The sequence below is a fragment of the Bacillus sp. AFS073361 genome, from assembly GCF_002567005.1.
Classification (GTDB): Bacteria; Bacillota; Bacilli; order Bacillales; family Cytobacillaceae; genus Neobacillus.
Map to the genome: position 1 here is coordinate 47,453 of NZ_NUZU01000007.1, position 13,951 is coordinate 61,403.

General features: G+C 40.2%; 14 protein-coding genes. All 14 read left to right on the top strand.

Translation table 11 applies throughout. The annotated features are described in order from the left end of the window. The first annotated feature begins 267 nt into the window (after positions 1 to 267). Positions 268 to 1,335, top strand: coding sequence for an endospore germination permease (locus COJ96_RS04620; protein ID WP_098571804.1), 1,068 nt, complete (start codon positions 268 to 270; stop codon positions 1,333 to 1,335). After that, on the top strand, positions 1,332 to 2,780 hold the full coding sequence (locus COJ96_RS04625; RefSeq protein WP_180229978.1) for a spore germination protein: 1,449 nt from the start codon (positions 1,332 to 1,334) through the stop codon (positions 2,778 to 2,780). The genes COJ96_RS04620 and COJ96_RS04625 overlap by 4 nt, the downstream gene beginning before the upstream one ends. 6 nt (positions 2,781 to 2,786) lie before the next feature. Further along, positions 2,787 to 3,917, top strand: coding sequence for a Ger(x)C family spore germination protein (locus COJ96_RS04630; RefSeq protein WP_098571806.1), 1,131 nt, complete (start codon positions 2,787 to 2,789; stop codon positions 3,915 to 3,917). A 250-nt stretch (positions 3,918 to 4,167) separates the two neighbouring features. Beyond that, complete coding sequence (locus COJ96_RS04635) at positions 4,168 to 5,493, top strand: phenylacetate--CoA ligase family protein (protein WP_098571807.1); 1,326 nt, start codon at positions 4,168 to 4,170, stop codon at positions 5,491 to 5,493. A gap of 95 nt (positions 5,494 to 5,588) precedes the next feature. Beyond that, the gene (paaA, locus tag COJ96_RS04640) at positions 5,589 to 6,545 is read left to right on the top strand and encodes a 1,2-phenylacetyl-CoA epoxidase subunit PaaA (RefSeq protein ID WP_098571808.1); all 957 of its coding nucleotides are present in this window, start codon (positions 5,589 to 5,591) and stop codon (positions 6,543 to 6,545) included. Positions 6,546 to 6,570: 25 nt separating this feature from the next. Next, the gene (gene paaB / locus COJ96_RS04645; RefSeq protein WP_098571809.1) at positions 6,571 to 6,924 is read left to right on the top strand and encodes a 1,2-phenylacetyl-CoA epoxidase subunit PaaB; all 354 of its coding nucleotides are present in this window, start codon (positions 6,571 to 6,573) and stop codon (positions 6,922 to 6,924) included. Continuing rightward, a complete protein-coding gene (gene paaC, locus COJ96_RS04650) occupies positions 6,921 to 7,733 on the top strand; it encodes a 1,2-phenylacetyl-CoA epoxidase subunit PaaC (RefSeq protein WP_098571810.1) in 813 nt (270 codons plus the stop codon). The genes paaB and paaC overlap by 4 nt, the downstream gene beginning before the upstream one ends. Positions 7,734 to 7,757: 24 nt before the next feature. After that, complete coding sequence (paaD, locus tag COJ96_RS04655; protein WP_098571811.1) at positions 7,758 to 8,258, top strand: 1,2-phenylacetyl-CoA epoxidase subunit PaaD; 501 nt, start codon at positions 7,758 to 7,760, stop codon at positions 8,256 to 8,258. Positions 8,259 to 8,273: 15 nt separating this feature from the next. Continuing rightward, positions 8,274 to 8,579, top strand: a complete 306-nt coding sequence (locus tag COJ96_RS04660) for an EthD family reductase (protein WP_098571812.1) — start codon at positions 8,274 to 8,276, stop codon at positions 8,577 to 8,579. Continuing rightward, on the top strand, positions 8,576 to 9,352 hold the full coding sequence (locus tag COJ96_RS04665) for an enoyl-CoA hydratase/isomerase family protein (RefSeq protein ID WP_098571813.1): 777 nt from the start codon (positions 8,576 to 8,578) through the stop codon (positions 9,350 to 9,352). The genes COJ96_RS04660 and COJ96_RS04665 overlap by 4 nt, the downstream gene beginning before the upstream one ends. A 15-nt stretch (positions 9,353 to 9,367) precedes the next feature. Beyond that, positions 9,368 to 10,141: an enoyl-CoA hydratase-related protein gene (locus COJ96_RS04670; protein WP_098571814.1), complete on the top strand. Its 774-nt coding sequence runs from the start codon at positions 9,368 to 9,370 to the stop codon at positions 10,139 to 10,141. Positions 10,142 to 10,156: 15 nt separating this feature from the next. Further along, on the top strand, positions 10,157 to 11,674 hold the full coding sequence (locus COJ96_RS04675; RefSeq protein ID WP_098571815.1) for an aldehyde dehydrogenase family protein: 1,518 nt from the start codon (positions 10,157 to 10,159) through the stop codon (positions 11,672 to 11,674). Between the two features lie 84 nt (positions 11,675 to 11,758). After that, positions 11,759 to 12,634, top strand: a complete 876-nt coding sequence (locus tag COJ96_RS04680; RefSeq protein WP_098571816.1) for a 3-hydroxyacyl-CoA dehydrogenase — start codon at positions 11,759 to 11,761, stop codon at positions 12,632 to 12,634. Beyond that, positions 12,631 to 13,836 carry a 3-oxoadipyl-CoA thiolase gene (locus tag COJ96_RS04685; RefSeq protein WP_098571817.1) on the top strand — a complete coding sequence of 402 codons (1,206 nt, stop codon included), beginning with the start codon at positions 12,631 to 12,633 and terminating at the stop codon, positions 13,834 to 13,836. The genes COJ96_RS04680 and COJ96_RS04685 overlap by 4 nt, the downstream gene beginning before the upstream one ends. Positions 13,837 to 13,951 lie beyond the last annotated feature (115 nt).

Sequence of the window (13,951 nt, forward strand, 5' to 3'; positions counted from 1 at the left end):
GTTAAAACTTTACCCCACCGGGAATAAAATATTTAATTTCTAGGATACTGTTAATTTAGTATCCTTTTTTTTGTCCAACTATTCTTATGTAGTCTACCAATTCGGGTGGAGTTCATTAGGAAGGAAATGCTAGAGTGAACGTTTAAAAAAATTACTTCGTCGGAAGGATCAAACAAAATTTTATAATATTTTCCAAAAAGGGTAAACTACCGAAAACCGTTGTTTGAACGGAACTTTACCGCTGAATTAAAAGAGAGGAGGATTGGATTGATCCAAAAGGTGATTCATTCTACACATATTTATATTCTGCTCATCATGTCCACCGGATTTATAGTCCATGTCTTGCTGCTTCCTATGATATTAACCGCATCCAATCGGGACTCATGGCTCTCTGTAATCGGCAGCGTTGCTCCTTTAATCCTTTGGACGGTCATGATTTATTATCTCAATAAAAAGTTTGAGCAAAAAAATATGTTCTCTTTGTTATTTTCATTGCCTTCCTTCATTTCCTATTCGATTCGTATTTTGTTGGGTCTTTATTTTTTTCTTACTGCATTTATCACGTTCAAGTATACAGGCTTTTGGGCTAAATTAAATTACACGGCTGACATACCTGATTTCTTGGCTGTCGTTACCTTTGCCTCTCTTTGCTATTATGCGTCACTGAAAGGAATTAGAACCATCGGCTCGTTAGCGATTTTCTTTTTGCCTTTTGTTGTGATGTTAGGGTTTTTAGTGGGAATTGGAAATATAAAATATAAGGATTACAGCATGCTGTTCCCTGTTTTTGAGCGTGGATATAAAGATTTCTTTTTAGGAATCATGTATGCATGCTCCAGTTCATTTGAAATCATTTACTTTCTGTTTATCACACCCTTTATAAAAGACCGGATCAAAATCAAGCCGCTGATGATTGTTAGCATCGTCATCTTCTTCCTAGCATTAGGGCCTTTGATGGGAGGAATCGCTTTATTTGGTGCGGAGGAGGCAGAAAAGATGAAGGTTCCTGCCTATGAACAATGGAAAATGCTAACAATTGGCATCAATATCGAACGCGTGGATTTTTTGTCAATCTTTCAATGGCGCTCTGGAGCATTCATACGGATCAGTTTAAGTATGTTTATCGTAAATCAATTATTGAATCGCGACCAAAAAAAGAGCTGGATTCTTCCCTTGCTTTATACGCTGCTCATCACCAGTGTGTTAATTCCATGGGATTTCAGTTCCTTTTTTTCCATCTTATATTCCGTTTATTTTCCTGCAAGCTTAGTCTTTTTGCTTTTTATATTTGGGTTGATGTTCTTTCTTAGTCGAATTAAGGGGGAATCTCCGTGAAAAGAAATAACCTGACCGTACTCAAATGGAAAGAGTGGTTTAAAGATTCTTCTGATATTGTCGTGCAAACCAAATCCTATCAAAGCAGTACCCATTGTCTCGCCTTTTTATATTGCCCAAATTTAGTGGACACAAAGGTAATAAACGAAACCATTCTCCCTAACATCAAGGAAGCGATGGAAAAAGAGCGAACACTGAGAATTGAACACTTACACTTTCTCTTGGGAGTCACCAAGCTTTCAGATGATGCTAATATCAAGTATGAAATAGAGCAAAGGCTTTTTTCTGGAGAATTAGTCATTTTGAATGAGGAAACAAACGATGTATTTTTTATTCCCGTCTCTAATGCACCTAAGAGGAGCCCGGAAGAAACCAATTTGGAATCTTCGGTTCGGGGGCCAAGAGATGGCTTTATCGAAAATATATCCGATAATATGGCGCTGATCCGTCAACGATTGAAAACATCTACTTTAAAAAGCGTCGATTATACGATTGGAGAAAGAAGTAAAACGAAAATTTCTCTGCTCTATATAGAGGATATCATCAATCCCTCTATTTTGGATGACGTGCAAAGTCGATTAAAATCTTTTACGATTGATATCTTAAGCAGCAGCAACCAATTGGAAGAAATGCTCTATGACCGCCTCTTTTCCATTTTTCCCTTAATGGACTACTCCGGCAGACCCGATTATATTGTGGACTCCTTGAATCAAGGGAGATTTGCCATTTTGGTGGATGGAAGTCCTAGTTGTTTGATTGGTCCGACAGCTCTTACGCAATTAGCGATTTCGCCAGAAGATGTGCACACTAGTTTTTTTTACACTAGTTTCGTTCGTTTACTAAGGTTATCGGCTATAATCACGACCGTTTTATTGCCTGGCTTTTTCATTGCCTTAATCACACATCAAACCGAGCAGATCCCTTATAATCTGCTTGCTACCATCGCTGTGTCAAGATCAGGGCTTCCTTTATCAGGCTCAATGGAAGCGTTTATCATGCTTACTTTATTTGAATTGTTTAAGGAAGCAGGGCTCAGGCTTCCAAAAGCGGTAGGACAAACCGTCGCCGTTTTAGGCGGGTTAATAATCGGAGATGCGGCAATCCGAGCCGGGTTAACGTCTCCTGCCATGCTGGTGGTGATTTCGATTACCGTCATTTCAGGGTATACATTGATCAACCAAAACTTATCGGGGAATGTGCTTATTCTTCGCTATTTCGTTCTTACCCTGTCATCCCTGTTCGGGATGTATGGATTTTTTCTTTCCTTTTTTTTCATTATCACCCTTGTTGTTTCGCTTGAAAGTTTCGGGCAGCCCTATGTATCCGTATTTGCATTTCCAAATATGTCTAATATCCCAAAAATGCTTATCAAATTACCCTATAAGCTATTAAAAAAACGCAATTCTACTTTTCAACCAAAGGACACTACCAGACAGAAGGAGTAGTTTTCCATGAGGAACCTGATTTCTTTCATCATCATAACGAGCCTTATGTTTCTTTTGACAGGTTGTTTTGGGGCAAAAGAAATCGAAGGCGAGACGTATATTACCGCTATGGGAATGGACTATAAAGAGGGAGCATTTAAACTCTATATTCAGGGTCTAAATTTTGGGAATATCGCTAAACAAGAAGGAGGTCCTTTAGAACAACAGCCTATTTTAATCGGGGAGGCGAAAGGAGAAAGTCTCGCGGCAGCACTTGGGGAATTGGAACAACTGACCGCATTGCCATTAAATTATGGACATATTAAAACCATCATACTTAGCGACAGTATCTTGAAAGAAAAAATAGAGGTTGTGATGGATCTTATTAGTCGGTCTCCATTTTTGAGGTACAACATCTTCATTTTTGGTACAGGAGAGAATCTAAAATCGTTAATGGAAACGCAAAGCTTTTTTAATTATCCACAATTGTATACGGTCATCCATAGACCAGAAGAGGTCATCCATTATGATTATTCACTCCCGATCATTAAATACCATCAATTTACTTCCCGTTATAACCGATCGGTTGGAACGACTTTAATCCCGTCGTTAAACATCGATAATAACCATTTTACGGAAGGAAAGAAAAAATCAATCGCCCATATCAATGGAGAATATGTGTTTTCCAAGCAGCACTTTAAAGGTTGGTTGAGCAAAAAGGAGTTTAGTGGACTCCGTTGGCTCACAGGACAAAACCAAGATGTCTTTATCCGGCCTGGGAACGAAAACCTATCAGTACGAGTGAGAAACCTTAAAACAAAAATCTTAGTTTCAAAAGAAAAGGACCCTACATATAAGATTGTGGTTAAAGGAAAGGGAATTATGACTCAAAATAGCAAAAATAAAACACTAAAAGAAGTGGAAAAGGAGATCAATAAAATAATAAAAAATGAAATTTTATCGACTGTAAAAAAAGGTGACCAGCTGAATACAGATGTCTTGAACATTAGTGAGAAATCGTATAAATATTATTTGAACCATTGGAGTATCGACACAATAAGAAAATTTAACGTTCATTCGGTAAAACAGATACAGGTCAAGATCAAATTGGAACCGGGGAATTACAAATATGGAAATGCAAAAAAAGACGCGGCATAATGCTGTGTCTTTTGTTATTAAAATATATCACTTTTGAAAAGAAAGGGTAGGCAATAATCAAAGTTTTTTAAAATATTTTTACTATTACAATATTTGAAATATTTACAACGATTGTTATATGTGATACCTTATAAATATAAAGTGTAACAAAAATCACACTGATAACAAAAATAACGTTACATGTTTTTCCTGCAATGAGATTTTTTGTAAGCGTTTAAAAGGGATTGAATCAAACAAAGGGGATGAAGTAATGATTATTCATGACGTTGAAACGTATTCACAAGAGGAAATGAAAGCGCTACAGTTGAAGCGGTTAAAGGAAACGGTAAAAAGAGTGACGGCTAAAGTACCTTTTTATCAAGAAAAGTTTAATGAACTTAATATAACAGCAGAGGACATCCAAACTGTAGAAGACGTTAGGAAACTGCCATTTACAAAAAAAGAAGCTTTACGTGACAATTACCCTTTCAACTTATTTGCGGCTGACATGAAAGACATCATTCGCATTCATGCTTCTTCTGGTACAAGCGGAAAGCCAACAGTAGTGGGCTATACAAAGAACGATATTGATAATTGGGCAGATATGGTTGCCCGCGCCATTGCAATAGCGGGTGGAGAACCAGATGGAGTATTTCAAAATGCGTACGGATATGGATTATTTACAGGTGGATTAGGAATTCATTATGGAGCAGAAAGACTTGGCATGGCGACAGTTCCGATATCCGGGGGGAATACAGACCGCCAAATTACTGTCATTGAAGACTTTAAGCCAACTGTAATTGCTGGAACACCTTCCTATATTCTGAAAGTTGCAGAAGAAATGGAATATTTGGGGAAAGATCCAAAAAACAGCTCTTTAAAATTTGGTATTTTTGGGGCAGAGCCATGGTCGGAAGAAATGCGTAGAGTTTTAGAAGAAAAGTTTGGTATTAAAGCCTGTGATATTTATGGTTTGAGTGAAGTAATGGGACCGGGAGTAGCGATGGAATGTCATGAATCGCAAGATGGATTACATATTGCGGAGGATCATTTTATCGTGGAAGTCATCAATCCGGATACCCTTGAACCTGTAGCCGATGGTGAAGAAGGCGAATTGGTTTTCACTAGCTTAACGAAAGAGGCATTTCCAGTTATACGTTATCGTACAGGAGATATCGCTTCTATTACGAGGGAAAAATGCAAATGCGGCAGAACAACCACAAGAATGTCACGTGTGAAGGGCCGTATCGATGATATGCTCATTATCCGTGGAGTAAATGTCTTTCCGTCTGAGATTGAACATTTTTTAATCCAAATTGAGGATCTCGCGCCGCATTACCAGGTCCGTCTGCGTCGGGAAGGAACGTTGGATGTAGTGGAATTACATGTGGAAGTTACTGAAGAGGTATACCAACAAGTAAATAACGACATTCAGAATGAGCGTATTCAACTTGTTATGAAAAAAGTACAGCATTCGATGAAGAATAACTGTTTGGTGAGCATGAAGGTAAAAGTGCTTGCTCCAAGAAGTATTCCTAGATCTGAAGGCAAAGCAGTCCGCATTGTGGATGAGCGGAAAGTTGCTGTTACTGTATAAAATATTAAATTTTTATAAAAATTATTTGATTTTTAATATAACCATAATTTATAATATCGTTATATAAGTGTTATACGAAAGGGAGGGAATAGACGATGTCTAATCTCACAGAAACATTAACTGAGGCGGAAAAGTTAGAACAATTTATGATGCGCATCGAAGCGGGGGAGAAGATCGAAGTAGACGATTGGATGCCTGATGAATATAGAACAGCACTTATTAAATTAATTTCGATGCATGGAATGAGCGAAATTATGGGAGCGCTGCCGGAAAAAGAATGGGTACCGAAAGCACCTTCTCTTCGTCGGAAACTCGGTATCATGGCAAAAGTTCAGGATGAAATGGGACACGGCCAATTATTGCTGCGTGTAGCAGAAGACTTGTTAAAGCCTTACGGAAAAACAAGAGGCGACTTAATGGAAGACTTATTTCAAGGGAAGCTTAAGTTTCACAATGTGTTTCATATGCCAGCACCAACTTGGGGAGATGCAGGATTAATCGGCTGGCTTGTAGACGGAGCGGCAATCATCACTCAAACGGATATGTTAGGCGCTTCCTACGGCCCATATGCAAGAGCACTCCATCGCATTTGTGCAGAAGAAGTGTTCCATGCTCAGCATGGTGAATCCATCATCATTGCTCTGGCGGAAGGAACAGAAGAGCAAAAAGCCATGATTCAAGAGGCGCTAAACCGTTGGTGGGAGGCTTTGCTCATATTCTTTGGACCTGCCAGCAGCACTACGATGGGCAGCTCGAAACAAGATGTAACCATTAAATACAAGATTCGTACAAAAAACAATGAAGAACTACGTCAAGCCTTTTTTACGAAATATATTCCGCGAATTTTATCATTAGGTTTAACGATTCCGGACCCGACACTCCATTATGATGAGGAAAAGCAACAGTGGGTATATGAACAGCCGAATTGGGATGAGTTAAAGAAAATCAGCAAAAACCAAGGTCCGCGATCTCAAGCTCGTCTGAACCTTCGCCGGAAATCCTACGAAAGTAACGCTTGGGTACGAGAAGCATTAAGTGCAGCGATTCGCTGAGAAGCAGAAGGGGGTAGATGGAAAAATGGAAAATAACAAGAAAACATTTTATCAAGAATATGAAGTGTTTAGTAAACGTACACCTAGCTCTGCGTTCCAGCATCAGTTCAGCTTGCTTGCACCAAACGCAGAAATGGCTTTGATTATGGCTCAAGAAAATTTTATGCGCCGTGAACCGGTTGCTGACATTTGGGTGGTTAACAGATCAGACATTCGAGCGTTAGCTCCAGAAGAAAAGCAAATATTAAAACGTTTAGATAATAAAGACTACCGTACAACTAAAGGATACGGATATTTAAAGAAAAAATGGCGTCATTACGAACAGAAGATGTTTGATGAAAAAGAGATTTTGTCGTGGGCAGGGGGAAAAGACAAATGAGTGAAGCAGCAAAAACATTAAGCCCAGAATATAAAGAGGCTTTGGTTGAATTATTATTTCAGCTGGCAGATGATGATTTCTTTTTTGCTTACCGTGGTTCTGAATGGCTTGGATTAGCTCCGCATATTGAAGAGGATGTGGCATCTTCCTCCATCAGCCAGGACAGCATGGGGCATGCGGCAATGTTCTATACTTTGTTGGAAGAATTAGGATTAGGGAAAGCAGACGATCTAGCGCATGCTCGTCCTGCGCATGAAAGAAAGAATAGTATTTTAGTAGAACGCTTAAACGGCCCGGGTAATTATATGGAAGATGCACAATATGATTGGGCTTACGCGGTAGTAAGAAACTGTTTCTACACACTAGCGAAGAAAGTGAAAATAGACTCGCTAAAACAAAGCACATACGGTCCGCTGGCAGAAGTAGCGGTGAAAGTAAATATGGAACTTTACTATCACTTGCTTCATTGGAAAACTTGGTTTGTTCAGCTTTTAAGTACAACAGAAGATGCGAAAGAGCGAATGATCCAAGCAATGGACAAAGTAATGAGTGACTTTGATGATGTATTTTCATTAGGAAGTCATGCTGAACAAATGAAACAGTTTGGCTTGATTGAAGAAGAAAGCGTTTTAAAAGAAAAATGGACTGTTGCCCTTGCTAATATATTTGAATCGCTAGATTTAGAAATTCCTAGAAAAGTAAATCCTCAAAGCCAAAATGGACGCAACGGAGAACACACAAAAGAATTAGATGACGCGTTATCAACACTCGGTGAAGTATACAAACTCGATCCTGTTGCGCCTTGGTAATCACTCAGAAAAGAGGTGTAAATAATGATAGCACCCTTGCAGATAACACAGGAAGACGTGTTAAGCATATTGGAAAATGTAAAAGATCCTGAGATTGATACAGTAAGTATAATTGATTTAGGAATGGTGGAAGAAGTTTCTATCCAAAACAGTGCTATATCGATTAAAATATTGCCGACCTTTTTAGGCTGTCCGGCTTTAGAGTTTATTAAAAACAATATTGTTTCTGCGGTGAAAGGGCTTCCGGCTGTTGAAGAAGTTTCGGTGGAGTTTGTTCAATCCCCGCCATGGACATCAGACCGTATCACGGAAAAAGGACAACAGGGGCTAAAGGCGTTCGGAATAGCCCCTCCTCCAAAACGGATGGAGGAAGACGGCTCCTGGCACGTAGACTGTCCGTACTGTGGATCTACTTATGTAACATTGGAAAATATCTTTGGCCCAACAGCATGTAGAAGCATTTTGTATTGCAAAAGCTGCAAAAACCCATTTGAGGCAATGAAGCCGATTTCAAATTTAATGTAAAGCGAGGATACAACCATGGTGAAAATGATTGCATTATATAAACATCCTGAAAACAAAGAAGCATTTGACGAGCATTACTTTAATGTTCACGGTCCTATTACAGAGAAGATTCCCGGCCTTCGTAAAATGGAAGTAACCAAAATCACCGGCTCTCCTATGGGGGGAGAAGGAGAGTATTACTTAATGTGTGAAATGTACTACGACGATTATGAAGCCCTTAAGCAAGGCATGCGTTCTGTAGAGGGCAAGGCTTCTGGGAAAGATTTAATGGGCTTTGCTGGAGAACTTGTAACATTAATGATAGGTGAAGAAGTGAAATGATTAGTTTCCAATTTATCGAAACTTCCATTATAGACGGGGTAGGGTTAATTGAACTAAACCGCCCTAAGCAATACAATGCATTAAACCGCAGAATGGTAAGAGAAATTGTCGAAGCGATGGAATCATTTGATCAGCAGGATGAAGTGGTCACGATATTAATTACCGGAAAAGGACGTGCTTTTTCAGCCGGTGCTGATATTGATGAAATGGCAAATGATGATTCAATTCGTTTAGAGCTGTTAAATCAGTTTGCAGATTGGGATCGTTTAGGTCTTATCAAAAAACCGATAATTGGCGCGGTGAAAGGATTTGTGTTGGGTGGGGGTTTTGAGCTAGCGCTTTGCTGCGACCTGTTAATTGCAGCAAGCGGTACTGAATTTTCATTTCCAGAAGTCAATATTGGTGTAATGCCAGGAGCCGGAGGCACCCAGCGTTTAACGAAGCTGGTTGGAAGAACAAAAGCACTGGAATGGCTTTTGACGGGGGATAGAATTTCGGTAGAACAAGCGCAGGAGCACGGAATCGTTAATCGGATTGTGGCTGAAGAACTATTGATGGAAGAAGCAATGAAGTTTGCCAATAAGCTAGCAAAACAACCTCCTTTATCATTGCGACTTATTAAAGATTCGGTAAATAAAGCGGTGGACCATTCCTTATACGAAGGGATGCAGTATGAACGAAAGAATTTTTACTTATTGTTCTCTTCACAAGATCAAAAAGAAGGAATGCAGGCTTTCATAGAAAGAAGAAAACCGCACTTCAATGGAAGATAAGGAGGCGGAAGAGATATGTTTGAAACGATTCGCTACAATGTGCAAGATGGCGTAGCTTGGCTGCGATTGAATAGACCGGATAAGCTGAATGCTTTTATCGCTCAAATGAATCGCGAAATAAAAGAGGCGGTAAGAGAAGCATCCTTAGATGAAACCGTGCGATGTATTGTCATAACTGGTGAAGGGCGTGCGTTTTGCTCCGGACAAGACTTAGCGGAAGTTAATGAAGAAATGGACCATGGCCAAGTTCTCAGAGATCATTACGGCCCGATGGTGAAGCAAATTGTGAAATGTGAGAAGCCTATTATTGCCGCTGTAAATGGTGTAGCAGCAGGGGCTGGATTTAGTTTAGCACTTGCTTGCGATTTTAGAATAGCTTCAGAAAAGGCAAGCTTTCTTAATGCCTTCATCCATGTCGGATTAATTCCAGATTCAGGTAATATTTACTTCCTTTCTAAATTAATCGGAAGCGCAAAAGCGGCAGAGCTATCTATCTTGGGAGAAAAGGTTAGTGCTGAGAAGGCTTTTGACCTCGGGCTAGTGACAAAAGTGATTCCGATGGATACATGGGAACAAGAAGTCGAGGAGTTTGCTGTGAAACTTGCACAAATGCCGACGAAAGCAATCGGCTTAATCAAACGTTATTTAACCTTGGCTAACAACCTTTCTTTTGACTCTTTTTTAGAGAAAGAAGCGGAAGGTCAACGTATTGCAGGATTAACACAAGATTCTCGTGAAGGTGTTAACGCATTTTTAGAAAAACGCAAACCTGTTTTTACAGGAAAATAAAAGGAGTGGGATAATATGACAACAGTTCAAGAAATCAAAACAGAAAAACCTACTATGAAACGTGAATTCTACCATTTAATCATCAATGGCGAAAAGGTAGAAAGCAGCAACGGCGCTACGTTTAAAACATATAATCCTGCTACTGGCGAAGTCATTGCGGAAGTAGCAAAAGCGTCAAAAGAAGATACAGAAAAAGCCATTCAAGCCGCTCGCAATGCCTTTGATTTTGGCAAATGGAAAAAATCACCGGTTAATAAACGTTCTCGTGTGTTAAATAAAATCGCTTCGATCATGCGTTCAAGATTTAATGAATTAGTAGAGTTAGAGATTTTAGATACTGGCAAATCTTTGCATGCCGCACAAGGTCAAGTGATGCAGGCAATTGAAGACTTCGAATTTTATGCAGGTGCCATCGTAGGACATGGCGGTACGGTGAACCCTCTGCCAGGACAATTCCACAACTATACTGAAAAAGAACCTGTGGGTGTTTGCGCGCAGATCATTCCTTGGAATTACCCATTAATGATGGCTGCATGGAAGATTGCTCCTGCCATCGCTGTCGGATGTTCAGTTGTTGTAAAGCCTGCTAGTTTAACACCGCTTACAGCTATTATTCTTGGAGAAATTTGTTTTGAGGCGGGAGTACCTGAAGGAGTCGTGAATATCGTTCCAGGTTCAGGTGCAGAAGTTGGAAACTACTTAGTGGAGCATCCACAAGTGGATAAAGTAGCCTTCACTGGTTCTACACCAATCGGTAAAGATATCATGGCAAGAGCGTCACAAACGTTAAAGCGTGTTACATTAGAGTTAGGCGGTAAATCTCCTAATATCGTATTTGACGATGCTGATATCGATGCAGCGGTAGACGGTTCTTTATACGGTATTTTCTACAATACAGGTCAGTCATGTGAAGCCCGCTCACGTTTATACGTACACGAAGACATTTATGAAGAATTTGTAAGTAAATTTGTTGAAAAGACAAAGAAATTGAAATTAGGAAATCCATTTGACAAAGAAACACATGTTGGTGCGATTATTGATCAAGGCCAATGGGATGTAGTAGATGGTTATGTGAAATCTGCCATTGAAGAAGGGGCAGAGATTTTGGCCGGCGGTAAAGGGGCAAAAGTCGAAGGCTTTGAAAATGGATTCTGGTACGAGCCAACTGTTATTGCAAATGTTAATCATGACATGAAAGTAGTTAAGGAAGAAATTTTTGGACCAGTTGTCGTGATCATGAAATTTAAAGATGAAAAAGAAGCCATCAAATTAGCTAATGATACTGAATTTGGGCTAGGTTCAGCTGTTTGGTCGAAAGACGGAGCACGTGCTACTCGTGTAGCAAATCAAATTCAAGCTGGTATCGTAATGGTGAACTGTCCGTTCTCAGCCATGCCTGGAACACCATTTGGCGGTTATAAACAATCCGGTTTTGGCCGTGAGCTATGCATTGAGACGCTTGATCTATATACGGAAACAAAAAGCATTATTTCGTACTATGGCAGCCGTCCGTTAAATCCATTTGGTGTGTAATTCTATGATGAGTACGGATAAAGCTCCTAATGAGTTTTATTCGTACTCATTTGCATAATAGTGTGTTGAATAAGGAGGACAACGATGATTAATAACATTGTAGTAGTAGGTTCGGGTGTAATGGGAAGAGGAATTGCCTATGTAGGAGCAGTCGGCGGATACTCGGTTACATTAGTGGATGTGAATGAAGCGGCATTAGAAAATGCCAAAAAGGAATTGAACAGCATTTTTGAAAAAGGATTATCCCGCGGGAAAATATCTGCTGAAACGGTAGAATTGTCCAAGAGAAATCTTTACTATGCTACTAATTTACAAGAAGCGGCCAGTGAAGCGGATTTAGTGATTGAGGCGGTTCCTGAGAAAGCTGAAATCAAAAAAGCGGTATTTGAAACGATTGAAAAATATGCACCAGCTCATTGTTTCTTTGCGACAAACACTTCAACAATGAGTCCTACGGAAATTGCTTCATACGGAAACCGTACGGAAAAAACAATAGCGATGCACTTCTTTAATCCGGTTCATAAAATGCCGCTTGTAGAAATTATTCGCGGCTTGGAAACAAGTGATGAAACAGCACAAGTGATTAAAGAAGTGGCGGAAAAGATGGGAAAAGAAACAGTTGTCATTAATGAGTTCCCTGGATTTGTCACAAGCCGTATTAGCGCCTTGGTCGGTAATGAAGCTTTTTACATGCTTCAAGAAGGGCTGGGTACACCTGAGGAGATTGATAAAGCCATTAAACTGGGATTGAACTACCCAATGGGTCCTTTTGAACTTGTAGACTTGGTAGGATTAGATGCCCGATTAAATAATTTAAAGTATTTGCATGAGAAGCTTGGTGAAAAATATCGTCCGGCTCCGTTATTAGAGCAATATGTGAAGGCAGGACGTTTAGGTCGAAAATCAGGCAAGGGAGTATATGATTATACTACCAAAGAAAAAGAGGCGGTTAAAAAATGAGAGAAGTTGTAATCGTAGATGCTGTTCGAACACCAATTGGCAGATATAACGGAGCATTAAAAAGTGTACGTCCAGATGACTTAGGTGCGGTTGTCATCAAGGCGCTTGTAGAACGTAATCCAGCTCTTCCAGCTGATGAAATTGAAGAAGTAATCTTTGGAAACGCAAACCAGGCAGGGGAAGATAATCGTAACGTAGCCAGAATGTCGGCTTTACTGGCAGGTCTTCCTGTTAGCGTTGCGGGTACAACAGTGAACCGTTTGTGCGGTTCTGGATTAGATGCTGTCATGTATGCAGCGAGAGCGATTGCGATTGGAGAAGGGGACATTTACATTGCCGGCGGAACGGAAAGTATGACACGTGCGCCTTTCGTTATGGCAAAGCCTGATAAAGAATTCCCTCGCGGTGGTATGGAGCTTCAGGACACGACGATTGGCTGGCGCTTCACAAACAAAAAGTTAGAAGAAATGTACGGCGTAGACACAATGCCGAAAACAGCTGAAAATGTAGCTCAGCGCTTTAATGTTTCGCGGAGTGATCAGGATCAGTTCGCTATTGAGAGTCAGCAGCGAGCGAAAAAAGCGATGGAAGAAAATCGTTTTGCAGAAGAGATTGTCCCTGTCGTATTTAAAGATCGAAAAGGAAATGAAATTGTTGTCGATACGGATGAGCATCCTCGTCCAGATACAACATTAGATAAACTGGGAAAATTAAAGCCTCTGTTTGAAGGAGGCACGGTTACTGCGGGTAATGCTTCAGGTGTCAATGACGGAGCATCAGCGTTATTGATCATGAGTGCCGATAAGGCGAAGGAATTAGGATTAAAGCCTTTAGTGAAGTATGTAGTAGGAGCGACAGCAGGATTAGAGCCGGCTATCATGGGATTAGGACCGATTTTTGCTACAAGAAAAGCGCTGCAGCGTTCTAATCTAACGGTAGAGGATCTCGGATTAATTGAATTGAATGAGGCATTTGCTTCTCAATCTTTGGAATGCATCCGTCAATTGGAACTGGATACAACTAAAGTGAATGTAAACGGAGGGGCGATTGCGTTTGGCCATCCGCTTGGGGCAAGCGGAGCCCGTATCTTAACAACCCTTATATACGAAATGAAGAAACGTGATGAAAAATACGGCCTTGCGACGATGTGTGTTGGTGTTGGGCAAGGAATAGCGGCAATCGTAGAGAATGTAACAGAATAACGGGAGGGCCCTTATTTGACGACATGCCAAGTAAGGGTTTTTTTACAAATAGGCTGTGTTAAAGATTAATGTTGTTTTTTGCGCTCTGTTGACCTTCGTTCCAGGCACGAAGACT

Bases quoted from the DNA above. Each gene is read 5' to 3' on its own strand.
- COJ96_RS04630 (WP_098571806.1), top strand. From the start codon at position 2,787: ATGAGGAACCTGATTTCTTTCATCATCATAACGAGCCTTATGTTTCTT.
- COJ96_RS04635 (WP_098571807.1), top strand. From the start codon at position 4,168: ATGATTATTCATGACGTTGAAACGTATTCACAAGAGGAAATGAAAGCG.
- paaA (WP_098571808.1), top strand. From the start codon at position 5,589: ATGTCTAATCTCACAGAAACATTAACTGAGGCGGAAAAGTTAGAACAA.
- paaB (WP_098571809.1), top strand. From the start codon at position 6,571: ATGGAAAATAACAAGAAAACATTTTATCAAGAATATGAAGTGTTTAGT.
- paaC (WP_098571810.1), top strand. From the start codon at position 6,921: ATGAGTGAAGCAGCAAAAACATTAAGCCCAGAATATAAAGAGGCTTTG.
- paaD (WP_098571811.1), top strand. From the start codon at position 7,758: ATGATAGCACCCTTGCAGATAACACAGGAAGACGTGTTAAGCATATTG.
- COJ96_RS04660 (WP_098571812.1), top strand. From the start codon at position 8,274: ATGGTGAAAATGATTGCATTATATAAACATCCTGAAAACAAAGAAGCA.
- COJ96_RS04665 (WP_098571813.1), top strand. From the start codon at position 8,576: ATGATTAGTTTCCAATTTATCGAAACTTCCATTATAGACGGGGTAGGG.
- COJ96_RS04670 (WP_098571814.1), top strand. From the start codon at position 9,368: ATGTTTGAAACGATTCGCTACAATGTGCAAGATGGCGTAGCTTGGCTG.
- COJ96_RS04675 (WP_098571815.1), top strand. From the start codon at position 10,157: ATGACAACAGTTCAAGAAATCAAAACAGAAAAACCTACTATGAAACGT.
- COJ96_RS04680 (WP_098571816.1), top strand. From the start codon at position 11,759: ATGATTAATAACATTGTAGTAGTAGGTTCGGGTGTAATGGGAAGAGGA.
- COJ96_RS04685 (WP_098571817.1), top strand. From the start codon at position 12,631: ATGAGAGAAGTTGTAATCGTAGATGCTGTTCGAACACCAATTGGCAGA.